Consider the following 24,331-nt stretch of genomic DNA (forward strand, 5'->3'; position numbering starts at 1 on the left):
TGACCCTCGCTTGGGTGGTAGTCCGCTACATCTTGCAATCGGGAGATACCGGAATGGAGACCTTGTCCCTCTCGACGACCGCGGTGATGTCCCACTTGATCCCGCCGGTGGCGTCGTCGCGAACGATCTGACCGAACCAGTTCTCCCGCTGGATCTGGTGGTCCTCGGCCCGCAGTTCCACGTTGCCCATGATCGTGTCTGTGCTGAAGCCGGTCAGTTGCTCCGCCAGGGTCGCCGGTTCGGTGGAGTCCGACTCGGCGACGGCGGCCAGCAGCATCTCCAGTGCGACGAACGTGTTCGCCTCGATGTAGAACGGCTCGCGCCCGAATTCCTTCTTGAACGCCTCGACGAACTTCCTGTTGCGTTCGTTGTCGAGCGCGGGATCGTAGCCCGGCACACCGTAGAGTCCGAGGCCGGCGTCACCGATGGCGTCGAAGACCAGCACGTCGAAGCTGTTGACGCCGACGATGGCGTCGAAGTGGTCGAGTACCCCGTACTGGCTCGCCTGCTTGAAGAAGGTGATGGCGTCGGCGCCGGCGACCCCGGTGAAGAGCCCCTTGGTGCCCTCGTCGAGAAGCTGCGAGATGTAGGACCCGTAGTCGGCGTGGGTGAGCGGCGGGAAGTGCCCCGGCGCGACCGTGGTGCCGGGCTGGCTCCCGGCGAGGCGCTTGAACGCGTCGTACGCGTCGTGCCCGAACGCGTAGTCCGAGCACAACGCACTCCAGCTCGTGATGCCCAGGCCCCGTACGCCGTCGGCGAGCGTGTTCAGGTTCATGCTCACACTGGGCACCGTGCGGAAGTAGAGCGGATTGCAGGTGGCGGCGGTGAGACCGTCGGCCTGTGCGTCCGGGTCGACGAACAGCAGCCCCAGCCGGTCGAGCGACTCCTGGATGGCCGCGGACTGGGCCGACGAGAAGTAGCCGGTCAGGATCTCGAACCCGTCCTGGCGCACCGCGCTCTCGACCGCGCGGATCGCGTCGGCCGTCTCCCCGTTGTTCGGATAGATCTTGAGCTCGATCCTGCGCCCGTTGGCGCCACCGGCGTCGTTGAGGTACTTGGCGGCGAAGGGCGCCATGTCCAGCACCGCACGTCCGTAGATCGCCAGTGCTCCGGAGGTCGCGGAGGTGACCGCGATCCGGATCGGGTCTCCGTCGGAACCCGACCCACCGCCGTCGCTCCCGCAGGCGGAGAGCACGCTTGGCAGAGCCATCATTCCGAGTACGCCTGCGGATCCCTTGAAAATCTGTCGTCGCGAGAGCTGGGGACGGTTCATCCGAGGGTTCATTGCTACTCCTGGTTGGGCTCGACGCCTCCGGTGGGGGCACTGTCGGGTGTGGTGTGTGTGGTTTCTTCGGTATCGCGGGTGTGACTTCCGGACGCCGCCGTCGGCGACGACACCGCCCGTCAGTCGCGGTTCGTGATCCGGTCCGGGGCCACCGGCTCACGGCGACCGGCGGCAGCCGGCGGTGAGAAGGTGATTCCCCGGCCCCGCCACAGCTTCGTCATGACGAGGTACCGCAGATGGGTGCCGGGCCACTGGGTGGCGTTCGCCCCCGATCCCGAGTGGTAGTAGTTCGTGCAGCCGGCTTCCATCGCGCTGGCATCGGTCGCGAGCTTCTGGTCGACCCAGCGGATCCACCGGTCCAGCGCCTCCGGAGTCGTGTCGACGGTGGTGGCGCCCCGCCGCACGAGCTTCTTCAAGGCCCAGACCATGACCTCCGCCTGTCGCTCCTGCTGCGCGATGATCGATCCACCGCCGTTCGTGTTCGGGCCGTAGATCAGGAACAGGTTGGGAAAGCGCGGCACCGTCACGCCCAGGTAGGCGCGCGGACGGCCCGCCCAGTAGTCGTGCAGCCGCACGCCGCCACGACCCCGCACCTCGACGGTGTCCAGATAGTCGGTGGTGCGGAATCCGGTGCTCATCACGAGCACGTCGACCTCGTGCGCGGCGCCGGTCGCGTCGACGACGCCGTTGCTCGTCGCCCGGACGACGGGAGCGGCGACGAGCGTGACGTTGTCCCGCATCAGCGCGGGATAGAAGCTGTCGCTGAGGACGGGCCGCTTGCATCCCCACGGGTAGTTCGGCGTGACCTTCGCGGCGAGCTGCTCGTCCGGAATGGCGGTGCGGATGAAGTCCACGGACCTGGCCCGGGTCTTCGCCTGCGCGCGGGACTCGACGTCGAAGCTTCCGAAGCGCCTGTAGTAGTCGTAGAAGATCTTCAGGCGGTGCGCCTTGGCCGCCAGGGGCAGGTGGTAGAGGCTGCGCTCGAACGGCGAGAAGTCCCGGTCGTTCTTGGCGTTGATCCACCCGGGCTCACGCTGGAAGACGTGGACGTGTTCGGCGATCCTGGCGACCTCGGGGACCACCTGGGCGGCGGTCGACCCCGTGCCGACCACCGCCACGCGCTTGCCACGGAGATCCACCGAGTGGTCCCAGCGCGCCGTGTGGAACCTGGGACCCTCGAACGAGTCCAGCCCCGGCCAGTCCGGATACTTCGGGACGCTGAGGAAGCCCACGGCGGTGACCACGACGTCGTACTCGGTGCGCGCCCCGTCGCTGGTGTGCACCAGGTAGGTGGAGCTGTCCTCCTGCCACTCGACGAGCTCGACCGACGTGCCGAACGTGAAGTGCGGGCGCAGGTCGAAGCGATCCAGGATCGCCTCCGTGTAGGCCATGAGCTCGGGCTGCCGGGCGTGGGTCCGGGTCCAGTCCCAACCCATGAACGAGAAGGAGTAGCTGTGGGACGGGATGTCGACCTCGCAGCCCGGGTAGGTGTTGACCCGCCACGTGCCGCCGGCACCCTCTTCCTTCTCGTAGATCCGGATGTTGGTGAAGCCGGCCGTCTTCAGCTTCACCGCCGACCCGATGCCACCGAAGCCTCCGCCGACGATGGCGATGCGAACCTCGTCCCGGCGTCGGTGGCCGGTCATCGGACACACCGTCCGGCGCCCCGGGTCGGGCGGTCGATGTCGTGCGGCTGGTCTTCGCAGACTCTCAACGGCATTGACCGGTCCCTTCAGCGTCGAAGCCAGTCACTGCCCGGGACGGGTGCGGACGGCGTTGGTGTGTGGTCGAGCTCACGCTTCGCCACATTGTATGACCGTCGGACGGTATGTCAAGAGAGCCCGCGACCCGCCCGGCGCCGCCTCGGACGCTCCCGGTCCAGGGCCGTCGAGAGGTCGGGATACTACTGGTCACGGCATCGATGAGGCCGCGTGGTTGTTGGTCGGTGCGTCGCGTGACCCGACGATGGTGGTTGCCCCGTTGGCGCGGTGCCAACCGACCAAGGCGTTACGGAGTGTGTCGAACGATGGCAGGGCTGTTGCCGGCGACAGCCGGGGACGCGTGACAGCCCGTCACCGCCGCGCCGGCTCCACCGGGGCACCGGTGCGCAGGGACCGGCCGCCGCCTCGGCGAGCCGGGTGGTGTCCGGGTCCGCCAGGCCGACGATCGGGCACCGGGTCCGCCAGCCGACGATCGGCACCGGCCTCGGTCCAGACCCGGGCGTGCAGGGCGCCGAGGCGGGCCAGATCGCGGCCGGCCGCGGCGATGGCCGGCTCGTCGACGGCGACGACCGCTCCCCCGCTGTCCCGGGCGGCGGCCAGGGTCAACAGCCCTTCGTCCTCGTAGGCTCCCGGTCCCGGTACCGTCACGACCGCTACGAGGTCATGTCCGACCTGCACCGCCCGAGCACCGAACCGAGGGAGCACAACAGATGACCTGGACCGCACACACCAGCCCCGAGCTGCCCGAACCGGCCGGACCGTACAGTCATGTGATCGACGCGGGGACGATGGTCTGGACGGCCGGCTTCGGTTCGCAGGACCCGGCCACCGGCGCCGTGCCGGAGGGCATCACCGCGCAGACCGAACAGGTGCTCGACAACGTCGAGGTCGCGCTGCGCACCGTCGGGCTCGGCCTCGCCGACGTCGTGAAGGCCACCGTGCACCTGCAACACCTGGACCGCGACTTCGCCGCCTACAACGAGGTGTACGCCAACCGGTTCCGGCCGCCGTACCCGGTACGTACCACCGTCGGCAGCACCCTCGCCGGCATCCTGGTCGAGGTCGACGTCGTGGCGGTACGCCGCGACCGGGCGGCGGCGGGCTGAGCGCGACGGGTCCCGTGCAGGTGGTGGACTCCGTCTGGCTGGTCGGCAGCGGCAGCCACCCCGAGGCGCTCACCGATCCGCACGACTGCCGCTGCTACCTGGTCTGGGACGGCACCGGCGGGATCCTGGTCGACACCGGAACCGGCCTGGGCGCCCGGGCCTGGCTGGCGGCCGTGGCCGAGGTCTGCGACCCGGCCGCCCTGACCGGCGCCGTCGTCGCGCGCCACCACGCCGACCACGCCGGTGGCGCCTGAGCGACCGGCACCCGACTCCCGCTCCCGCGCACGGAGCTGGGGTGTGCCCTTCTCCGAGGGAGGATCCCGACGACCCGAGCCTGGCACAGAGTGATCGCCACCAACCAGGACCGGAAGCTATCCGGCGTACGCAGCATCCGCAGTTCCCGCAGGGCACGCAGCGTGGGCGCCTGCACGACGTCGTCGACGTCCGGATGGCCGCTCAGCGCCCGCAGGAGGCCGACGAGATCAGCGAGGTCCAGGGTCGATCCTGGCGAGGGCCGGCGCAAGCGCCCGCCACTGGCCGGCCGGCACATCGAACGGTGATGTGCCGAGGGCCTGGACAACGACGTGGTCGGCACCGGCGTCGAGATGCTCGCGGACCCGTTGCGCGATGGTGTCGGCATCGCCCCGGACAACCAGGGCTTCCTGGAGCCGGCGGGATCCGCCCGAGACGAAGTCCTCGTCGGTGAAACCCTGGCGGCGCCAGGAGGCCCGGTAGTTGGGGAGACCGGTGTAGATGGCCAGATGCCACTGGGCGCGCAGCGCGGCCTCGTCTCGATCCGCGGTGAGGACGACGGCCTGCTCGACGCAGAGGAAGGCGTCCGGTCCGAGTGCGGCTCGGGCGGTGCGGGTGTGGTCCGGCGTGACAAGGTAGGTGTGAGCGCCGTCGGCGGCCGTGGCGGAGAGGCCGAGCATTGCCGGCTGCAGGGCGGCCAGGACGCGAGGTGGCGCGCTCTGCGCGCCGTACGCCAGGAAGGGGGCGTCGTCCATCGCGTCGAGATAGGCCCGCATGGTCCGCAGCGGCCGACCGGGACGATGTCCCCGGAGCCGTTGCACGACCGGGTCGTGCGAGACGCCCCAACCGACGATGAACCGGCCGGGATGGGCGGCTTCGAGGGTGCGGCTCGCCGCGTTGCCGGTGACGGCGTCGCGGCCGTAGATGGTGGCGATCCCGGTGGCGACGACGAGCCGGTCGGTCGCCGACAGCAGCAGCCCCGCCGTGGTGAAGGCCTCGCGTCCGTACGCCTCACCGAACCACAGTGAGCCGTAGCCGAGATCCTCCAGTTCGGCAGCATGCGCACCCGCGGCTCGGGGGCTCACGGCATCGAGCGCGGCCGTCCAGATGCCGACGCGATTCTGCCGGAGGCGTGCCAGGGCCCAGGTGTTGCGGTCCCCGGATGCGGTCGTGCCGCCGGGCGTCGTACTCACAGCCCGAACGCCCGGCCGATGATGTCCCGTTGGATCTCGCTGGTACCGCCGTAGATCGTTCCGGCCAGCGCGATGCGGGCATGCCGCTGCATGTCCGACCCGACGGCGTAGCCCTGGCCGCCCATCATCTGGATGCCTTCCAGCGCGACGCGACGAGCGGTTTCACTGGCCTTGAGCTTTGCCATGGATGTCTCCAGGGGATACAGCGTCTGCGGCTGGGTGTCCAACAGCCGGGCAACGGCGTACACGAGAAGACGGCAGCATTCGATCTCCGTGGCGAGGTCGGCGATACGGTGTCGTAGCGCCTGGAAGCGGCCGACGGGCCGGCCGAACTGGTGCCGGTCCCGTACGTGCGCCAGCAGGTCGTCGAGGGCGCGCCGGGCCAGTCCGAGCGACACCGCGGCGAGGATCAGCCGCTCGGCGTTCAACCCGGCCACGAGTTGCTCCCAGCCGGCGCCCTCGGCGCCGAGTCGGGCGGTGAGCGGTATGCGGACGTCGGTGAGGTGGACCTCGTTGACGGTCCGGCCGCCCAGCGTGTCGATGCCCCGGATGTCGACTCCCGCGGCGTCGCGCGGTACGGCGATCATCGACAGGCCGTCGTGCCTGCCGCCGGAGGCGTCGGTGCGGCAGACGACCAGGATCGAGTCGGCGATGTGGGCCTCGGAGATCCATGTCTTCTGGCCGGTGAGGACGTAGTGGTCGCCGTCGCGCACCGCGCGGCACCGGATTGCGCCGACGTCCGAGCCGGCGTCCGGTTCGGAGATGGCGATGGCGTGGACCGAGCCGTCGCTGATCGCCCGTAGCACGTCCTCCTTCTGCGATTCGGTGCCCCAGCGTTGGTACGCGCCGGCGACGATCATCGACACGCTGAACCCGGCAATCGGTATCTGCCCGTAGCTGGCCTCCTCGAGGAACAGGCACATGTCGACGGCGCCACCACCGGCTCCCCCGTATCGGGTGGGTATGGCCGCGCCGAGCCAACCGAGGGCCGCGATCCTGCGGTACAGCGCCGGGTTGTGCTGCACCGTGCCGTTGTCGGTGAGGGCGGCGCGCTGGTCCCAGGTGCCGCACTCGCGCCGGGCGAGCTTCCGGATCGCGGCGACGAACGCCTGTTGTTCGGCGGTGAGAATGAGATCCACGAGACTTCCTTCGGTCACCGGTACGGGGAATCGCGATGGTCGTCGACGTACGGCTTGCCGTGCCGGGCGCGATCGATGAGCGAGGCCGGCGGGGTGAAGCGCGGCCCGTGGGAGTCGGCGAGGCGGCGGGCACGGGCGACGAATCCGGCCGGTCCGCCCGGGTAGCCGTTGACGTACTGCAGAACGCCGCCGGTCCAGGCCGGGAAGCCGATGCCGAGCAGTGAGCCGACGTTGGCCTCGGCGACCGTGCCCACCACGCCTTCCTCCAGGCAGCGCACCGATTCCAGGGCTTCGACGAAGAGCATCCGTTCGCCGAGATCGGAGAGGGACAGCGCGGCCGGGTCGTGGCACGGCGGGAACAGGTCGCGGAGCCCTGGCCAGAAAGTCGTGCGGGCGCCCGCCGGGTCGTAGTCGTAGAAGCCCGCTCCGCGGGCCCGCCCGGAGCGGCCCGCGTGCAGTAGCTGGTCGATGGCCTCGTCGGCCGGCTGCGCCTGCCCTGTGCCGTCGCCGCCCGCGCGGGCGGTGGCACGGACCCGCGCCATGAGGGAGAGGCTCAGCTCGTCGGCGAGTTGCAGCGCGGGCACGGGGTAGCCGGTCTGCGCCGCGGCCTGTTCGATCGACGGGGCAGGAATCCCCTCGGTCAGCATGGCGATGCCCTCGTACAGATACGTGCCGATCACCCGGGAGGTGAAGAAGCCTCGGGAGTCCCGGACCACGATCGGCGTCTTGCCGATCTGCCGGGCCAGGCCCAGGGCGCGGTCGAGCGTGCGTGGTGAGGTCCGCGCGCCGGTGACGATCTCCAGCAGGGGCATGCGCTCGGCCGGGGAGAAGAAGTGCAGTCCGATGACGTTTTCCGGGTGCGTCACCCGCTCGGCCAGTGTGCTGATGGGAAGCGCCGAGGTGTTGGAGCCGATCACGGCGTCGTCGGCGAGGTGCGGTTCGACCGCGGCGAGGATCTGCGACTTGACGGCGAGGTCCTCCACGACGGCCTCGATCACCAGGTCCGCGCCGACGGTGTCGGCCAACCGGTTCGTCGGCCGGATCCGGCTCATCAGCAGGTCGGCCTCGACCTGCGTCATCCGGGCGTTCGCCACCCGCGCGGTGACCAGTCGCCGGGAGTGATCGGCTCCGCGGTCGGCCAGGTCCTGTGACACGTCGACGAGGACGACGTCGATGCCGGCGCGCGCACAGACGTAAGCGATGGCGCTGCCCATCATGCCGGCGCCCAGGACCGCGACCCGGCGGACGGAGTGCTCGGCGGGTGCGTCATCGTCCCGAGTGCCGCCGGTTCTCCGGACGGTCTGCAGGTCGAAATATGCCTGGATCATGTTGGTGGGCTGGGGTCCGGTGGCCAGATGGACGAACCATCGCCGCTCGATGGCGAAGGCACGGTCGAGGTCCACCTGCGCGGTCTCCACCGCCGCGGCCAGGATGGCGGCGGGCGCCGGGCCCGGTGCGCCCCTGAGCTGCTGGCGCAGGCGCGCCGGAAAGGCCGGCAGGGCGTGGCCCAGCGAGTCCGGGGTCCCGCCGGGCATGTGGTAGCCGGGCTGGTCCCATCTGGCGACGGCATCGGGGTGCTCGGCGATCCACCGCTCGGCGGCTGGCAGTAGGTCGGCCGGGCGGGTGACGACGTCGTCGACGATGCCGAGTTCCTCGGCCTGTGCCGGCCGTAGACGCTGTCCACGCAGCAGCATCCGGGTGAGGGCTGCGGTGAGGCCGAGCAGCCGTACGGAGCGGACGATTCCGCCGCCACCCGGCATCAGGCCGAGTTCGACCTCGGGAAAGCCCACGACGGCGTGGGGATCGTCGACGATGATCCGGTGATGGGCGGCGAGGGCGATCTCCAGCCCGCCGCCGAGGGCCGCGCCGTTGAGAGCGGCGACGACGGGGCGTCCGAGCGTTTCGAGCCGGCGGAGCAGGTCGGTGACCCGCGCGAGCGCGGCCGACAGTTCGTCGCGGTCAGCACCGGTGAGTCCGCGGAGCTCGGTGAGGTCGCCGCCGGCGAAGAAGGTGGGCTTGGCCGAGGTGAGGATCACGCCGCGGATCGTGTCGCGGTGTCGTTCCAGGCTTTCGACGGCGGCTGCCAGGGAGTGGCGGAACGCGGCGTCCATGACGTTCGCCGGGCGGCCCGGCGCGTCGAAGGTGAGCACGACGAGGCCGTCGTCGCGCCGGTTCCAGTCGATGCTGTCGTTCATCGCAGCGCCTCCACCACCGTGGCGATGCCCATGCCACCGGCCACGCAGAGGGCGACCAGTCCGTAGCGTCCACCGCTGCGGTGAAGCTCGTCGACGAGCGCGCCCAGCAGCATGGCACCGGTGGCGCCCAACGGATGGCCCATGGCGATGGCGCCGCCGTTGACGTTGACCTTCCCGGGGTCCAGCCCCAGTTCGCCGATGACGTGCAGCGGGACGGCCGCGAACGCCTCGTTGACCTCGGCAAGGTCGAGGTCGTCGGGACTGAGACCGGCGCGCGCCAGCGCCTTCCGGGCGGCAGGGGCGGCTGCGGTCAGCATGATCGTCGGGTCGCCGCCGGCCACGGCGGTGGCGAGGATGCGGGCCCGGGGCACGAGGTCGTGGCGCCGCCCGGCAGCGGCGGATCCGACGAGGACGAGGCCGGCGCCGTCGGCCAGTGCGGACGAGTTGCCCGCCGTGTGCCGGTGCTCGATGCGCTCCAACCAGTGGTAGCGCTGTAGCGCCACGGCGTCGAATCCGCCCTCGTCGCCCTGCGCCGCGAAGGCGGGCGGTAGGGAGGCCAGCGACTCGGGCGTGGTGTGCGGTCGCGGCGTCTCGTCGCGGTCCAGTAGCACGGTCCCGGACAGGTCGGTGACCGGCACGATCGTGCCGGCGAAGCGGTTCTCGTGCCATGCCTGCGCGGCGCGTCGCTGGGACCGGACCGCGTAGGCATCGAGGTCGAGCCGGGTCAGGCCGGCTTCCGTGGCGAGCAGATCGGCACTGACACCCTGCGGTACGAAGCCGATCCGCAGGTTGGTCGCGGGATCCATGATCCACGCGCCGCCGTCGGATCCCATCGGTACCCGGGACATGGACTCGACGCCTCCGGCGAGTAGGAGATCCTCCGCACCGGACGCGATCGCCTGCGCTGCCACGCGTACCGCCTCCAGGCCCGAGGCGCAGAAGCGGTTGACCGCCACACCGGGCACGGTGGCGGGAAGGCCGGCCACGATGGCGGCCGCTCGGGCGATGTTTCCGCCCTGGTCACCGATTGCGGTGACCACACCGAGCACGATGTCGTCGATCCCGGCGGGGTCGAGCGCGGGATGGCGGTCGACCATCGCACGGACCACGCCGGCAGCCAGGTCGACCGGCTTCACTGTGACGAGTGCGCCGTCACCCCTTCCCCGCCCCCGGGGAGTGCGCACGGCGTCGAACACGAACACGTCTGTCGGATGGAACGGCACCGACACAGCCTAATACATTCGTTCGTGAACGCAAGTTTTTGCGGTCGGTAGACTGTCCCGCATGCGCTCGTCATCCACTCCGACCCGCCGTACGCAGGCAGAGCGCAGCAACGCGACGCGTGAGGCACTGCTGAACGCCACCGTCGAGTCGTTGATCGAGATCGGCTACGCGGCGACCACCACGGCCCGGGTCGCCGATCGCGCCGGGGTCTCCAGGGGTGCGCATCTGCACCACTTCCAGACCCGGCAGGCCCTGGTGACCGCCGCTGTCGAGCACCTCGCGGCACAACGGGCCGCCGAGTTGATGGAGCTGATGGGCCGACAGGTGCCCCGGCCGCTGCCGGAGCGGCTCGATCTCGTGTGGCAGGGCTACACCGGACCGCTGTTCCAGGCGGCGCTGGCGCTCTGGTCGAGCGCCCGCAGCGATCCCGGTCTACACCAGCAGCTGGTGGCGGTCGAACAGCGCCTCGATCAGCAGACCGCGCAGGCGGCCGCCGTGCTCTTCCCGGAGATCGCCGAACGGACGGACCGCCCTGGCCTGGTGGAGATGCTCATCGCGACCGTGCGCGGGCTCGCGCTCCTCGACACCCTGCAACCGGAGAGCCACCGCGGCTACGGGCAGTGGCAACTGGTCCGCGGCCACCTCGAGAGGCTGTTCCGGGACAGCTCCACCTGACACCGCCGGTCCACCCGCCGGGTCCAGATCGTCGGCGCCGCGGCGCCCCGGTGCCGAGCGCGGCACCGGGGCGTGCGGGACCACCGCGGATCCGCGGTCACGTCGGGACGACCACTAGACGGCCGTACGCGACCACTGCTGGTTGGTGCCGCTGTTGCACGGATACTGTTTGAGGATCGCGCCGTCCGCGGTCGACGCGGCCGGCACGTCGACGCACTTGTTGCTGTGCCGGGCCCGGAGCTGGAAGTAGCTGCCGTTGGCGACCATCTGGAACTGCTGGTTGCTGCCGCTGCCACAGGTGTACTGGATGAGCTCGGCACCGTCTGCGGTGGAGGCGCTCACCACGTCGAGGCACTTTCCGCTGTGCCGGCTGACGATGCGCCAGTAGCCGCTGCCGGCATCCTGGAACTGCCACTGCTGCCACGCGTTGCCGTTGTACGTGTACTGGCCGACCCGTGCACCGTTGTCGGTGTTCGGCGACTGGACGTCCATCGCCTTGCCGCTGTGCCGCACGGTGATCCGGTAGACCGTCCCCGTCGCCGGCGGCGGCGTCGTGGGGCCGCCGCCGACGGTGTCGCCCCAGGCATACCGGATCCGGTCGGCGCCGGAGGCGTTGCGGACGGTCAGGTTGAGATTGGTGCCGCTGCCGCTGAGGGAGAACATCGAGTACCAGTCGTAACCGGAGTTGCCGGGCTTGCCGCCGAGGGCGGGCCAGTAGGTGCCGCCCATCTGGTTGTCCCGCATGACCTGGGCCATCGCGCGGATGTGCCGTACGAAGTTGTTGGAGCTGTTCGCGTCGGCGTAGTTGAGGCCGTTGTCCATGGGCGCGCCGAACTCGGTCGCGACCGCGCGGGAGGCGCAGTTCCCGAGCCGGGTCTGGATGTGGCTCCGGAAGGCGTCGTAGGTCATCTCGCTGTAGAAGAAGGCGTAGTGGTGGAAGGAGAGCAACGTCGAGTTGAAACGGCTGTCGTTGCAGACGTCCCGCAGGTCCTGGCTGTAGCCGGTGCCGCCGATGAGCACCCGGCCCGGCACCGCCGAGTAGTGGTAGCTGAGCCAGTCGGCCGCGACGTTGCGCCACTCTGCCGAGCTGTAGCCGTGCGGCTCGTTCATCGGCTCGAAGTAGACGTTGGTGTTCGAGCCGTACGTGTTCGTCACCGTGGACCACATCGTGTTCCACGCGGCGATGTTCGTGATCCTGCCGCCGGAGGCGGCGCCGTCCTCCCAGTACGCGAGGATGACCTTGAAGCCGCGGTCGGTGGCGGCGTCGATGGCGCCCCGGTAGGCGTTCCACCACGTCGTGCCGACGGTGTGGGTGTTGATCGGCAGCCGGACGGTGTTGACCCCCATGGTGGCGGCCATGTCGTCGTAGACGGCGTTGGCCTTGGCCCGCACCGTCGCGTTGCTGTCGGACTGGCTCAGGCCCTGCACGACGAGCGGGCCGGTGCTGAAGTTGTCTCCCAGCACGGCCCAGTTCATCCCCCTGAACTGGCTGGTGGCGGCGGTCGCCGGCGACGACGTGACCGCGATGCCGCCCAGCGCCGCCAACGCGGTCGCCAGAGTGATCAGCGAGAGGCGCAACGACCGGGTGCTCCGCGAGGGTCCGGACAGGCATCCGCCAGACGACGTGATCCGTGTCGTGAGATGTCCAAGCACTGAACCTATCCCCTCTGGTTCGGACATCAGAATGATGTCGTCTGGGTTACATCGGTAACGGAAACAACAACAAGAGACCAGATTTCGAACCGAAACATTCACGAACATTCGGGCTCGAACACCCGACCACCTAGACCGCGGCGCGGGACCACTGCTGGTTGTGCTGGCTGCCGCACGCGTACTGCTGGATGTCGGTGCCGTCGCCCGTCCCGGCGCTCACCACGTCCAGGCACTTGCCGCTGTGCCGGGCCACGAGTTGGTGGTAGCTGCCGATCGGACGCCACTGCCACTGCTGGTTGGTCGCGCCGTTGCACGTGTACTGGATGACGTTCGCGCCGTCCGCGGCGGAGGCGCTGGCCACGTCGAGACATTTCCCGCTGTTCTGGTTGACGATCCTGACGTATCCACCACCCGCGTCCTCGAACGCCCAGGTCTGGTTCGTTCCTCCGTTCCAGCCCCACTGCTTGACCTCGGCGTTGTCGGCCGTTGACGCCTCGATGACGTCCATGACCCTGCCGCTGTGCCGCGCCGTCACCCGGTAGCGTTCGACGGGCGGGGACGACGGCACGGCGAGCACCGTGCCGTGCCTGCAGCCGGCACAGTTCACGCTGCTCAGTCCGGACCAGCTGTTCAGGTCGGAACTGGTGGCGGTCCATATCCCGCCGTTGGTGTACCGGTCGACGTAGATCCGCCAGCTGCCGTTCTCCATCTGGACCAGCGCCGGTCCCTCGTACCCCGAGCTCCAGAGGGCACCGCGGGACGTCCAGCCACTGGTGAGGGTGGCGGTGGTCGTCCAGTGCTCGATGTACTTCGAGGTCTCGTTCTTCACGAAGGCGTGATAGGTGTTGCCGGACCGGACGACGAACGTGTCGATGTAGTTGGTGCCGAGCCCGCCCATCTGGGCCGGCCCGCTCCACGATCCCAGGCTGCCGTCCTGGGCGGTGTAGACGTAGGGCCGGAAGCAGCCGGAACACGTGGTCTGGGCCACGCTCGCGATGACGCGCACCGTGTTTCCCTCGACGAAGAACTCCGGGGCCCAGACGAACCTGGTGTCGGCGATCCCCGAGTTGACGCTGGCCACATGTGTCCAGGTGACCAGGTCCGTGCTGGAAGCGATGTTGAAGTAGGTGGAGTTCGTCGTCCAGGACTGGACGGTGTGCGCGATGTAGTACCTGCCGTTGTGGCTGATGATGCTGGGGTCGCGGAGCACCCCGGTCGGGCCGCGGTAGTTCGTGTCGGCCAGAACGCCGAAGCTTGTCGCATTCGTCGACTGATAGACCCACAGCTCCTGGTCGGCCGCGCCGTCGCCCTTGAACGTGGTGTAGAGGTACGTCGTGGCCGCGGACGCCGGCGTCGCCAGGGCGAGTGCGCCGCCGGCGACCACGAGCAGCGCAACGGTCAGCCGGGCCACCCACCGTCCGATCCTGTTCACCGGTCGCCTGGTGCCGAGTTCCACAGGTCTCTCCTCACGCGCTCGTGCTGTCGATGTGCGGGATCAGGACGTCCGGCGGAACGTGGCGTCGGCGCGGCCCGGGTCGTCGTTGACCGGGTCGATCCGCAGCACGTAGTTGCTGTGCCTGACGTACCGGTCGGGGAAGTTGTAGGACTGGAACGACGACCACGACGAGTTCGCCAGTCCGGCCACCTGGCGGAAGGTGGCGTCCTCCCGGAACGTTGTCGAGCCGTTGTTCGGATCCAGCCGCAGCACGTAGTTGGCATGCCGTAGGTAGCGCCCGGGAAAATTCACCGACTCGAACGACACGTACCCGGATCCGTTGTTCGCCAGCCCGGGGACCACCCGGAACTGTCCGTCCAACGCCGGGTTGACGTTCGGGTCGATCCGGACCGCATAGTCCTGGTGCCGCACGTAACGGTCCTGGAAGTTGTACGACTGCAACCGCTGGACCGGCACCGCGCCCGCATTGTTGAGCTCGCCCGACGGTCCGGCCAGTACCGTCGAGGTCGAGACGGGCACACCGAGATTCGGTGTGCCGTCCGGGTTCCAGGAGATCCGCTGCGCCCGGCTGGTACGGGTGGTACCGCAGCCCTGGGAGGACGACGAGTTGGCGTGGTAGACGATCCAGTCCTCCGTGCCGTCGGGCGACGTGAAGAAGGAGTGGTGGGCGGGACCGTACACGCCGTTGGCGTCGCTGCGCTGGAAGAGCGGGTTGGCGAGCTTGCTCCACGAGCTGCGGCTCAGCGGGTTGGTGCCGGTCAGCTCGAGCGCCCCAATCTTGTAGTCGGGTGTGCCGCAGTAGCTGGCCGAGTAGGTGAGGAACGTACGGCCACCGCGTTGCAGCACGTAGGGGCCTTCGTTGACGGGGTTGCCCTGGCGTTCCCACGAGAGGGTGGGCTCGGAGATCAGCGCCCCCAGCGCCGCCGGCGTCCACGGGTTGGTCAGGCGTGTGATGTACAGGCTCTGCAGGCCGCCGTTCTCGAACCCGGAGTTGTTGGTGAACGCGGAGAAGACGAAGTAGTTCACCCCGTTGACCGTCATGACGCTACCGTCGATCGACCATCCGTTGTTCGGCATCAGGCTGAGCTGGCCCCGATAGGTGTAGGGACCCATCGGATCGGTTCCGGCGCTCTCCAGCACATGCTGTCGTTGCCCACCGCAGCACGCGCTCGGGCCGGCCGAGTAGTACAGGTACCAGCGCTGCCCGTTCGGGCCGTTGAGCAGGTGCATGCTGGGCGCCCACATGTTCGATGTAGCGTTCGGCTGCGACATCGTGAACACCCGCGTCTCCGGAGCGGTCCGCAGGCCGCCGAGAGTCGACGCCCTGCGGATGTAGATGTTCCCCGTCCAGGTGGTGGCGGTGTAGTAGTAGTTGCCGTTGTGGTACCCGAGCCACGGGTCGGCGCTGTTGGGGGTGCCGACAACCGGGTTCTGGAAGGAGGCTCCGGGAGCCGCGCCGCTCGGAGTGGGAACGGCGACGACGCTCACAGCGACAGCGACGGCGGTGACCAACGCGGCGGCCATGGCTCGTGCACGTATCCGCATGCTGCGTGGTGGGTTGTCGGTCACGGCGTGTTCTCCTTCTCCGACGGCGGTCCGAAAGGTGACGCCCACGAGAGGCGTCCGTGTTAGCGCTAACATTTGTCGTGCCGCCGACCCGGGAACCATCTTCGTGAAACGTCGACGGGGGCGCGGGGACGGAGGCCGCCACGCCGACGACCACCTTGGACACAGCGGCATCGCGCGCCGCCAGACGTCTGGTCGCCGGTTAAATCCGTGTTGCGGATGAGTGTTAGCGATAACACCCCGGCCTGTCAACCCATGTACATCGATCCCCCACCCTCGACCGCACCGACGCCGACGGGTGCGGCGAGTGCCGCACCCGTCCGGAGCGGTGTGTTCAGCTGCAGGTGTTGCCGTTGAGGGTGAAGCCGTTCGGTGGGGTGTCGTTGCCGTTGTGGCTGGCTTGGTAGCCGATGGTGGTGGAGCTTCCGGGTGGGATGGAGGCGTTGTAGCTGGCGTTTGTCGCGGTCACCTGGCCGTTGGTTGGTGTGTAGGTGGCGTTCCAGCCGGAGGTGATGGTCTGTCCGGGGGCGAGGGTGAATCTCAGCGACCAGCCGTTGACGGCGCTGGTGCCGGTGTTGGTGATGGTGAGGTTGGCGGTCAGGCCGGTGTTCCATGCGTTGACGGAGGTGGTGACCCGGCAGGTTCCGGTGCCGGTGGGTGGGGTGGTCGGCGGGACGGTGGGTGGTGTGGTGGTGGGTGGTGTGGTGGTGGGTGGGGTGGTGGGTGGAACGGTTGGTGGTGTGGTGGTGGGGTTGGTGGTGGGTGGGGTGGTGGGGGTGGTGCTTTCGGTGATGGTGATGGTGGAGATGCTGCGGGCGGGGACGGTGATGGTCGCCTGTCCGTCGCTGAGGGTGACTGGTTGTGACGCGGCGCCCTGGTTCTGCGAGGTGGCGGTGTATTCGGCGGTGGAGATGCTTCGCGGCGTCTGGACGACGACGTTGTTGACCGTGTTGTTCGAACGGTTCAGCATCACCAGTGTGGTTTTGCCCCGGCCCTGGTAGGCGGTGACTTCCAGTGCCGAGGTCCGCGAACTCTTCGACAGGGCGACCCGTCGGTCGCCGGGGCGGACGTATTTGGCGTATTGCGAGAATGCCTGGCCGCGTCGTAGGACTGTGCCTTTTGTGGTGCCGTACTGGGCGTCGCCGTCGCCGATGAAGGAGTAGAAGCGGCGTCCGTACCACCAGACGTAGGCGCTCCAGCCGGATTCCATGGATCGGTGTACGGTGCGCATGATGTCGTCGAGGGTTTCGTTCCAGACGGCGGCGTTGCTGGGGTTGCCCCAGATGTTCGAACCGTTGCCGTCGGCGGCGTGCAGGTTCCATTCGGTCATCCACTGGTTCTTGCCGTGCTGGGTGGCCAGTGGGTAGGGGGAGAGGTTGCCGCTGTTCTCGGCGTCGTAGAGGTGCCCGCCGACGTAGCCGATGGTGTTGCGGGCGGTGGGGTCCTGCAGTGTGGGGTCGGTGTAGGCGCGGTTGAACCGTAGGGACTCGCCCACCATGAGGCTGGTGTCCCTGACCTTCGCGCCCTGGTCGCGGACCCAGTTACGCATTTCGGTGCCGGTCCAGTCCATCGAGTCGTAGTTGGGGTGCCAGTCCGGTTCGTTCTGCACGGAGGTCACGTCGATCGTGACGCCCTGACCCTTCATGTATTGCACGTAGCTGTTCAGGTGGTTGGCGTAGTCGTCGTAGTAGTCGGTGCGTAGTTTCCCGCCGTTGACCCGGCTGTTGTTCGTCTTGAAGTTCGCCGGCGCCGTCCACGGCGAGGCGAGGATCTTGACATCGGAGCCGTACGACTTCGCTGTCCGCAGGCTGGCCGCGTACAGGCCCCACTCGCTGGACACCGGCGAGATCACCGTCCGGACGATCGACATACCGAGCTGACCCGGACCCAGACCCACCAGGGTCTGCGTCTCACTGTCCGTCCACGGGCCACCGGAACCGTTGAAGATCGGCGTCGCCGCACCGAACCCGTCGATCGTCTGGAACGACGAGCCGGTGTTCACGGTGAGGTCAGGCGTCGCCGCCAACAGCGGCGGAGCGGTCAGCGCTCCTCCCGCGATCGTGACCAGGGTGGTCGCCGCAGCCACCACCACAACCCGAAACTTCTTCACAATCTCACTCCATCAGTTCGTACGACGCGGTTCGGGGTCATGGACGAGGACGCTCCCGACAGCCGCGCCAGCCATGGTGGCCGCATCGGCAGAGCTGCTGGCCCGACAGGGAGATCTTATAGGTAGCTATCGATGTTATCGAGAACATAACCGCACCGTCACGCACTCGCAACCCTCGCGCCCGAGCACGGCACGGCACGGCACGGCAGCGAGGGTCGGCAACCACTCTGTGCGGATCCGTCGTCCGTCGCCCCGACCAAGCCGCCCTCCTGCCGGTGCTATTGCCATAGAGTGGCAGAAGCAATCTTCTGGCAGAACTGGGAAGGAACCACGGATGGCCGTCTACACGCTCCCCGACATGCCCTACGACTACGGCGCCCTCGAACCCGCCATGTCCGGCGAGATCCTGGAACTGCACCACAGCAAGCACCACGCCGCCTACGTCAAGGGCAGCAACGACGCCCTCGACCAGCTCGCCGAGGCCCGGGACAAGGGCGACTACGGCACCCTCGTCGGGCTGGAGAAGACCTTCGCGTTCAACCTCTCCGGCCACGTACTCCACTCGATCTTCTGGAACAACCTCTCCCCCGACGGCGGCGACCGCCCCGACGGCGACCTCGCCGCCGCCATCGACGAACACTTCGGATCCTTCGAGAAGTTCTCCGGGCAGCTCTCCACCGCCACCAAGGGGGTGCAGGGGTCCGGCTGGGGCGTGCTGGCCTGGGAGCCGCTGAGCCGTCGGCTGATCGTCGAGCAGGTCTACGACCACCACGGCAACGTCGGCCAGGGCTCCACCCCGATCCTCGTCTTCGACGCCTGGGAACACGCCTACTACCTGCAGTACCGCAACGTCCGCCCCGACTACGTCGACCGGCTCTGGAACCTCGTCAACTGGACCGACGTCACCGCCCGGTTCGACGCCGCCCGAGCCAGCCAACCCACGATCTGAGCACCGGTGGGCCACCCCGACCCGGTCCACACCGCCGAAACGGTGCAGCGCGCCGCCGGAGTCATCGCCGCACGCCGACGCGGCGACCTCGACGGCGCCGAAGCCCTCCTCGCCGCCTTCCCCACCGAAACGGCGAAGACCCTCGGCTTCTACCTCCTCGCCGACCTCGCCCTCGGACTACTCCAGGCGCAGTCCGGAGAGTCCATCGACGACCTTGTCCGCGAACTCACCCTGCACCTCGCCGCCGCGGCGGGTCAGCCGCCCTCCCCCGGCCCCCGGGGGTAGCGTGAGCGGTGGTCGGGTGGATCGGGACGTCATCGTCCCGGTCCGCCCGGCCACGGCTCGACACCACCGGGCCGTCGGTCCCGAGATGCAGGGGCGCTACCGTGAAGCGGTGACCCGGAACCGCCTGCTCCCCACTGCCACCGCTCTCCTCGTCGGGGCGCTCGTCGTCGTCTCGCCGGCCGGTCCGGCCCACGCGCACACCGAGTTGAGCCGCACGTCACCGGCGGCCAGGAGTACGGTCAGCAAGCCGCTGACCGCCGTGACGCTGACCTTCAGCGGGCTGGTCAGGAGACCCGGCACCACGGTGGAGGTGACCGGCCCGGACGAGGTCTCCTACAGTGACGCCGACGCGCAGGTCCTGGACAGGACCGTCACGCAGAAGGTGAAACCGCTTCCCGTCGGGACCATCACGGTCGCCTGGCGCACCGTCTCCGCCGACGGCCACACGATCAAGGGCAGCTTCACCTTCACCAACAAGGCCGCACCGCCCACCCCGACCGCCGATCCCACGCCGACCGCCGCCCCGACGCCGACGGTGGAGCCCAGCACACCGCCCGCCGTGTCGCCGGCCGCCGCGACCGGCACCGGTGACGGCGGGACCTCCCCGGCGCTCTGGTGGGCGGTGATCGTGGGCCTCGTGCTCGTGGTCGCTCTCGGCGCGGGCCTGCTGCTCCGTCGCCGCAGGTCGACCAGCACCTGACGCCCGGCCCCACGAGGGACGGGCGGGCAGGCTCCGGCCGGCGGGAAGCCGGAGGCCGAAGAGACGAGGCTCGATCAGGCGACGCTCGATCAGGCGTACGGCGTGAGGAAGTCCTTCGGGCGCAGCGCCTTCGCGGTGATCCGGACATCGCCGATCCAACCGTAGAATCCCTGGCCGTAGGCGAGGTCGAACGAGGTCGCCCCGATCACGAACGGCCGGCCGAGGGTGGCGATGCCGGTCGACGGCTGGTTCGGGTTACGGGCGATCTTCGAGCCGTCGACGTGGACGACGGTCCGCCGGGAGTCGTTCACCACCGCGATGTGCAGCCAGCGGCCGGTCGGCAGGGCGTGGCTCCATGACGTCGGATCGGCGTCCTGCCGGTCGGCGTAGACGACGTACTGGAGGAACCGCTCCGGGGAGATGTTCAGGCTGCACGTGCACTCCAGTGGGGACCAACCGGTCGTCTTGCCGGCGTCACCGCTGCGCCCCTCCCAGCTCATGATCCCCATCCAGGCGTGGTCGCCCTGGAACGGCTCGGGAAGCTTGACGAACGCCTCGATGGTGTACCCGTCGCGGAACTTCATGCTGTTGATCGGCGCGTTCGGGCCGGCCCGCAGGATGGCGCCCCGGTCCGGGCCCTTGCCGCCGTCGAAGCGGAGGCTGGCATGGGCCGGCTGGCCGGGGTGGTGCTCGGTCGAGCGGGTCAGCGTCTCGGCGCCGCCGGCACCGATCCGCGCGACGGTGAGGTCGTTGCCGTTTCCACTCAGGTCCCGCAGCACGGTGCCGTCGGCGACCGGGCTGCCGGCCGTACCCGTGGAGAGGCCGTAGGAGTCGAACCGCCAGTATCCGACCGTGCCGCGCGGCAGCACCGCCACCGGCGGCCGGGGCGCGGGCGGCGGCACCGGGGCGAACCCGCCGAACCGGGCGGCGAAGTCGATCTCCATGCTGAACCGGTCGACCGGGCCGGTCAGCTCGATGGTCTCGGCCTCCAGCGGCGTCCGCCTGGCGGGATCGCGGGCGAGGAACCATGGCGCGAAGGTCTCGACGTCGATCACGCCCCGGGCCAGGTCGAAGTGGTAGAGGCGGATCATCGCCGCCCCGCCGTAGTAGCGGTCCTGGTAGTTGGTGATGTGCACCTGCACGTCGTTGCCGGCCGCGTTGGTGAGCGTGGTCCGGCCGGGCGGCCAGTAGTGGCCGTTGAGGGTGAGGAAGATCTGGTCGTTGTCCCGGATCAGCCGGTCCCAGAGTCGCTGCCCGTTCTCCGACAGCTGCGCCTGGCCGGCGTCGTCGGCCCAGGCCAGGTCGTGGGTGGTGAGGATCACCGGCAGCGTGCGGTGCTCGTCGATCACCTGCTGCGCCCAGGCCAGACCCTTGTCCGAGGCGCGCCAGTCCAGCGCCAGCACCAGCCAGTCCCGACCGCCGGCCCGCAGCACGTGGAAGCTGTTGTAGCCGTCGGGTGAGGCGCCGCCGAAGGTGGGCATCTTGGCGAACCGCTGCGGCCCGAAGGTACGCAGGTAGACGCTGTCGCCGCGCTGGTCGTCGCCGCCCCGGATGTCGTGGTTGCCGGCCAGGACGCTGTAGGGCAGCCTGCCGTCGAGCACACCGAAGGTCTTTCCGGCGAGGCCGATCTCGTGCTCGCTGCCGTGCTCGGTGACGTCCCCGAGGTGCGTCATGAACACGATGTTCGCGTCCCTGCGCTCCTGCGCGAGGTAGCGGAACGTCGCCCGCAACGGCTCCGGGTCGGAGCTGTCCTCGTCGAAGAGATACTGCGTGTCCGGCAGCACCGCGATCGCGAAGCGGGGGTTCTGCGGGTCGAACACCCCGGCCGGCCCGGCCGCGGCCGGGGTCGACGCGGTGCCGAGCAGGGTCGCGCCGGCGCCGGCAGCGGGCGCGACGAGCGCGGCCTGCAACAGAGCGCGCCGATCAACCCGACGATGATCGCCGTTCGTTGCCATTGTGGTCTCCAAGCACGTGATCGAGCCCTTGCCCGGACACTGTCCCGGGCCCAGGTGAGCAGCCCGCGACCCGGGGCTGAACGACGGCATGCCGCAAACCAAAGATCAACTTGGCGGGGTCGCCGCACCGGCTTCGCCGGCTGCCGGTCGTTCCGGGCCGGCGTCGAGCACGGCCTGGACCGTCTCTCTGACGATCGCGGCGATCTGGACCGCCTGCTGGTGCGCCGCGGCCTGCCGCCGCCGACGACGGCGGAGGCGCCACATCACCCACAACGCGGCGACGGTGACCACCAGCAGCAGCGCCAGCTGGGACCAGGGGATCGACCAGGTGGCCGCCGACTCGGTGGCCAGCGGGGTCTCCGGGGCGAAGACCTCGCCCTCCCGGGTGGGGACGGGACGCAGCTCGACGGTGCCGGCCGTCCGGAACGTCGGCCAGACGTCCGGCACGTCGACCGAGAAGGTCAGCGAGTTCGACGGCAGCAGCTCCGGCATCCGCTCCAGCACGACCTCGCGTCCGGGGAAGCCGAGCCGCCCGGGCACGACGACGACCTGTTCGGCGCCGAGCCGGACGTTGCCGGTGTTGGTGGCGGTGTAGGTGACACGCGCGTCGCCGGGCCGCACCGGGTTGCCGGTGCCCGAGTAGCTGACCCGGACCTCCGAGACCGTCAGTTCCGGCCGCAGCTCACCGCCGACCCGTACGTACATCCGGGTGCCGAGGCGGCGATCCACGACGACGGCCCGTCCCCTGTTGTCGGTGCCCGGGGAGCGGTACGAGGTGACGATGCCACCGGTGTGGTCGCCGTGCTCCGCGCCGGCCGGCACCACCATGGTGAACGGGACGTCGACGTGTCTCTTCGGCGGCACCTCGATGACGCCGCTGTCGAGCACGACCCACTTGCCCACGTCGGTGGGCTGTTCACCGGCGGGCAGCAGGTCGAGAGCCCCGCTGGACGTGGTGCGGGCGTCGCTGGCGTAGAGCGCCAGCGTCAGCGGCTCCGCGCCGAAGTTGCGTACCCGGATGCTGTCCTCGATCCGCTGGCCGGGGACGAGGTCGTAGGAGAAGTTCGGCCGCTCCGGCTTACCGGCGGCCGGTGTGGGCCGCACCGACCAGGTCAGCGTCGGATCGGCGGCCTGCGCCCTGGCGGCGGGTGGCACGGCGGCGGGTGGCACGGCGGCCGTCGCCGGGGCGGCCCCGAGAGAGCCGGCAACGGCGAGCGCCACGGCGAGCAGCGGTCGTGCCACCCGTCGGGGCGCACGCCCGGCGCGCAGGTACACCGCCCGCTGCTGGGCACGCCGTCGCTGCTGCTCGGTCGCGCCTCCGGAGGCGCGACGCCGGACCGGCTCGGCGGTGGGCCGGCCGGGCGGCCGGGCGAAGGGTGACATACTCGCTCTGTCCTGTCATGACTGGCGCGCGGTGGTGGCGGGCGGGCGGCCGGGACCCGGCTCCATCGGGTCCCGGCCGCGTCCGCGCACGCCATCCGGCGCGGTGGTGCGCTACGAGAGCGCGGTGGTGCGCTACGAGAGCGCGGTGATGGTGAGGGTGGTGGTGTAGCTGCCGGCCGCGGTCTCGACCGGCAGGCGCAGGTCGAGATCGGCACCCACGCTCGCGGTACCGCTCGGGTGACCGCCGGGCGCGGCCGCCAGGGTCGACGGTTCCGAGAGCCCGGCTCCGCCGCCGTTGAGGGTGGACGTCACCGTGCTGCCGGCCACGGCACCGGCACCCGTGGTGACCACCTTCGGGCTCCAGCCGAGGTAGCCGCCGGAGAGCCCGCCGGTGAAGTCGGACACCTGCCCGGAGATCGACCACTCGGGGCCGCCCATCCGGGTGTCGGTGACCGAGATCGGGTCGATGGCCCCGGTGGCCTGCAGGTGGGTACCCTGGTCGGCGGTCTCACCGAGATCCACGGCCTGATCGCCGTCGATGCTCCACAGGAACTCACCCGGCTCGGCCGTCTCCGGCACCGTGACGCTGATGGCCTGCTCGCCGTCAGCCGGGCCCGGCTCGCCACCACCGCCCTGGTAACTGATGGTCAGGGCGGTCGGCGCCTTGTACGGGTCCGCCGTCCCGCCACTGCTGTACCAGTACGACGTCAGCCCGGTCTCGTAGTGGAAGTCGATCCAGCTGCTCGGCCAGGCGCCCCAGCCCGGACTGGTGCGGTTCTGCGGCGTGCCACCGGAGCCGGTCGGCGGCTCGTACTCCACACCCGGGTAGTCCGGCGTGACGGTGAAGCCGTCCTCGCCCGTGCTCGCCACGTCCGACAGGTTGGCGACCACCACACCGGGCACCGGATCGAGCGGAACCTTGACGTTCGGGTCCTCCATCGAGGAGCCGTAACCGAACAGCGTGGCCACCATCTGTCCGTTGCCGTCGGCGTCCACCGTCACCACCGGGTTCTCGACGGTGAACGGCACCAGCCCGCCGTAGAAGTTGACGGAGAGCCGCCCGGTGAAGGCGAGTTCCACCTCACCGGTCGCCGGATCCGCCGTACCGCTGCCGCCGCCCCAGACCACCTCCTGGTTGGCGGCGTGGCTGGCGGCACCGGCACACTTGTTCGCCCAGGTGGGCGCCGCACCGTCCTTCAGGATGGTCACGTCGCCCGCACTGGTCTGGTAGCTGGCCTGGGTGCCGTCGGACTCGCCGGCCGAGAGGTAGTTGCAGCCGCCGAAGGGCGGTGCGGACTGGACCTCGGTGCTCAGCCCCCAGCGCAGGGTGGCGCCGTCGATCGTCTCCGGCGCCGCCGACGCGGGCGTGGCGCCCACGGCGACGGTGCCGACGACGACCGTGCCGGCCACGGCGAGCGCCGCCAGCCGCCGGCCCACGCCGGGCGGGTGCACCGCATGGTCGGGTTGTGTCATGGACGGGTACC

Annotated in this window: 20 protein-coding genes; 6 read left to right on the top strand and 14 right to left on the bottom strand. The window is 69.7% G+C overall.

The genetic code is table 11. From position 1 onward, the window contains the following. Positions 1-25: 25 nt before the first annotated feature. The 3 genes from ACN27G_RS15565 to ACN27G_RS15575 form a co-directional block, all read right to left on the bottom strand. Complete coding sequence (locus tag ACN27G_RS15565; RefSeq protein ID WP_421493523.1) at positions 26-1,210, bottom strand: ABC transporter substrate-binding protein; 1,185 nt, start codon at positions 1,208-1,210, stop codon at positions 26-28. A 194-nt stretch (positions 1,211-1,404) separates the two neighbouring features. Continuing rightward, entirely contained in the window at positions 1,405-2,931 is a 1,527-nt protein-coding gene (locus ACN27G_RS15570; RefSeq protein ID WP_421493524.1) for a flavin-containing monooxygenase, read from the bottom strand. Positions 2,932-3,357: 426 nt separating this feature from the next. After that, a complete protein-coding gene (locus ACN27G_RS15575) occupies positions 3,358-3,654 on the bottom strand; it encodes a hypothetical protein (protein WP_421493525.1) in 297 nt (98 codons plus the stop codon). Between the two features lie 62 nt (positions 3,655-3,716). On the opposite strand from ACN27G_RS15575, the gene ACN27G_RS15580 reads away from it, so the two are divergent. Further along, a complete protein-coding gene (locus tag ACN27G_RS15580) occupies positions 3,717-4,112 on the top strand; it encodes a RidA family protein (RefSeq protein ID WP_421493526.1) in 396 nt (131 codons plus the stop codon). A 23-nt stretch (positions 4,113-4,135) separates the two neighbouring features. Next, positions 4,136-4,366 (top strand): MBL fold metallo-hydrolase, encoded by a 231-nt coding sequence (locus ACN27G_RS15585; RefSeq protein ID WP_421493527.1) that lies wholly within the window; start codon positions 4,136-4,138, stop codon positions 4,364-4,366. A 228-nt stretch (positions 4,367-4,594) separates the two neighbouring features. Here ACN27G_RS15585 and ACN27G_RS15590 read toward each other — a convergent pair whose 3' ends face one another. The 4 genes from ACN27G_RS15590 to ACN27G_RS15605 are packed head-to-tail and all read right to left on the bottom strand — an operon-like array spanning position 4,595 to position 10,114. Further along, on the bottom strand, positions 4,595-5,557 hold the full coding sequence (locus tag ACN27G_RS15590; protein WP_421493528.1) for a TIGR03620 family F420-dependent LLM class oxidoreductase: 963 nt from the start codon (positions 5,555-5,557) through the stop codon (positions 4,595-4,597). After that, on the bottom strand, positions 5,554-6,696 hold the full coding sequence (locus ACN27G_RS15595) for an acyl-CoA dehydrogenase family protein (protein ID WP_421493529.1): 1,143 nt from the start codon (positions 6,694-6,696) through the stop codon (positions 5,554-5,556). Before ACN27G_RS15595 ends, ACN27G_RS15590 begins: the two co-directional genes overlap by 4 nt. Positions 6,697-6,710: 14 nt before the next feature. After that, entirely contained in the window at positions 6,711-8,891 is a 2,181-nt protein-coding gene (locus ACN27G_RS15600) for a 3-hydroxyacyl-CoA dehydrogenase NAD-binding domain-containing protein (RefSeq protein ID WP_421493530.1), read from the bottom strand. Then, on the bottom strand, positions 8,888-10,114 hold the full coding sequence (locus ACN27G_RS15605) for an acetyl-CoA C-acetyltransferase (protein ID WP_421493531.1): 1,227 nt from the start codon (positions 10,112-10,114) through the stop codon (positions 8,888-8,890). The genes ACN27G_RS15600 and ACN27G_RS15605 overlap by 4 nt, the downstream gene beginning before the upstream one ends. 61 nt (positions 10,115-10,175) lie before the next feature. On the opposite strand from ACN27G_RS15605, the gene ACN27G_RS15610 reads away from it, so the two are divergent. Beyond that, positions 10,176-10,790, top strand: a complete 615-nt coding sequence (locus ACN27G_RS15610; RefSeq protein ID WP_421493532.1) for a TetR/AcrR family transcriptional regulator — start codon at positions 10,176-10,178, stop codon at positions 10,788-10,790. Between the two features lie 114 nt (positions 10,791-10,904). Here the strand turns inward: ACN27G_RS15610 and ACN27G_RS15615 are convergent, their stop codons facing one another. The 4 genes from ACN27G_RS15615 to ACN27G_RS15630 form a co-directional block, all read right to left on the bottom strand. Further along, complete coding sequence (locus ACN27G_RS15615; protein ID WP_421493533.1) at positions 10,905-12,368, bottom strand: RICIN domain-containing protein; 1,464 nt, start codon at positions 12,366-12,368, stop codon at positions 10,905-10,907. A 205-nt stretch (positions 12,369-12,573) separates the two neighbouring features. Next, complete coding sequence (locus tag ACN27G_RS15620) at positions 12,574-13,899, bottom strand: RICIN domain-containing protein (RefSeq protein WP_421493534.1); 1,326 nt, start codon at positions 13,897-13,899, stop codon at positions 12,574-12,576. Between the two features lie 39 nt (positions 13,900-13,938). Next, a complete protein-coding gene (locus tag ACN27G_RS15625; protein WP_421493535.1) occupies positions 13,939-15,468 on the bottom strand; it encodes a family 43 glycosylhydrolase in 1,530 nt (509 codons plus the stop codon). Positions 15,469-15,799: 331 nt separating this feature from the next. Beyond that, a complete protein-coding gene (locus ACN27G_RS15630) occupies positions 15,800-17,575 on the bottom strand; it encodes a cellulose binding domain-containing protein (protein WP_421493536.1) in 1,776 nt (591 codons plus the stop codon). A 334-nt stretch (positions 17,576-17,909) separates the two neighbouring features. Here ACN27G_RS15630 and ACN27G_RS15635 point away from each other — a divergent pair, with 334 nt between their 5' ends. From ACN27G_RS15635 to ACN27G_RS15645, 3 genes are all read left to right on the top strand, one after another. Further along, complete coding sequence (locus ACN27G_RS15635; protein ID WP_421493537.1) at positions 17,910-18,524, top strand: superoxide dismutase; 615 nt, start codon at positions 17,910-17,912, stop codon at positions 18,522-18,524. Positions 18,525-18,530: 6 nt separating this feature from the next. Next, positions 18,531-18,809 (top strand): superoxide dismutase, encoded by a 279-nt coding sequence (locus tag ACN27G_RS15640; RefSeq protein ID WP_421493538.1) that lies wholly within the window; start codon positions 18,531-18,533, stop codon positions 18,807-18,809. Between the two features lie 109 nt (positions 18,810-18,918). After that, positions 18,919-19,509 carry a copper resistance protein CopC gene (locus tag ACN27G_RS15645; protein WP_421493539.1) on the top strand — a complete coding sequence of 197 codons (591 nt, stop codon included), beginning with the start codon at positions 18,919-18,921 and terminating at the stop codon, positions 19,507-19,509. A gap of 89 nt (positions 19,510-19,598) precedes the next feature. Here ACN27G_RS15645 and ACN27G_RS15650 read toward each other — a convergent pair whose 3' ends face one another. The 3 genes from ACN27G_RS15650 to ACN27G_RS15660 all read right to left on the bottom strand — a co-directional run bounded on the left by ACN27G_RS15650 (position 19,599) and on the right by ACN27G_RS15660 (position 24,320). Beyond that, positions 19,599-21,464, bottom strand: a complete 1,866-nt coding sequence (locus ACN27G_RS15650) for a LamG-like jellyroll fold domain-containing protein (protein ID WP_421493540.1) — start codon at positions 21,462-21,464, stop codon at positions 19,599-19,601. A 105-nt stretch (positions 21,465-21,569) separates the two neighbouring features. Beyond that, complete coding sequence (locus ACN27G_RS15655) at positions 21,570-22,847, bottom strand: WxL protein peptidoglycan domain-containing protein (RefSeq protein ID WP_421493541.1); 1,278 nt, start codon at positions 22,845-22,847, stop codon at positions 21,570-21,572. Positions 22,848-22,979: 132 nt separating this feature from the next. Next, positions 22,980-24,320, bottom strand: a complete 1,341-nt coding sequence (locus tag ACN27G_RS15660) for a hypothetical protein (protein ID WP_421493542.1) — start codon at positions 24,318-24,320, stop codon at positions 22,980-22,982. Positions 24,321-24,331: the final 11 nt, after the last annotated feature.

Source organism: Plantactinospora sp. WMMB334 (genome assembly GCF_049179095.1).
GTDB lineage: Bacteria > Actinomycetota > Actinomycetes > Mycobacteriales > Micromonosporaceae > Plantactinospora.

Excerpts from the sequence above, each read along its gene's own strand:
- ACN27G_RS15565 (WP_421493523.1), bottom strand. The coding sequence starts at position 1,210 with ATGGCTCTGCCAAGCGTGCTCTCCGCCTGCGGGAGCGACGGCGGTGGG.
- ACN27G_RS15570 (WP_421493524.1), bottom strand. The coding sequence starts at position 2,931 with ATGACCGGCCACCGACGCCGGGACGAGGTTCGCATCGCCATCGTCGGC.
- ACN27G_RS15580 (WP_421493526.1), top strand. The coding sequence starts at position 3,717 with ATGACCTGGACCGCACACACCAGCCCCGAGCTGCCCGAACCGGCCGGA.
- ACN27G_RS15600 (WP_421493530.1), bottom strand. The coding sequence starts at position 8,891 with ATGAACGACAGCATCGACTGGAACCGGCGCGACGACGGCCTCGTCGTG.
- ACN27G_RS15610 (WP_421493532.1), top strand. The coding sequence starts at position 10,176 with ATGCGCTCGTCATCCACTCCGACCCGCCGTACGCAGGCAGAGCGCAGC.
- ACN27G_RS15635 (WP_421493537.1), top strand. The coding sequence starts at position 17,910 with ATGGCCGTCTACACGCTCCCCGACATGCCCTACGACTACGGCGCCCTC.
- ACN27G_RS15650 (WP_421493540.1), bottom strand. The coding sequence starts at position 21,464 with ATGGCAACGAACGGCGATCATCGTCGGGTTGATCGGCGCGCTCTGTTG.
- ACN27G_RS15655 (WP_421493541.1), bottom strand. The coding sequence starts at position 22,847 with ATGTCACCCTTCGCCCGGCCGCCCGGCCGGCCCACCGCCGAGCCGGTC.
- ACN27G_RS15660 (WP_421493542.1), bottom strand. The coding sequence starts at position 24,320 with ATGACACAACCCGACCATGCGGTGCACCCGCCCGGCGTGGGCCGGCGG.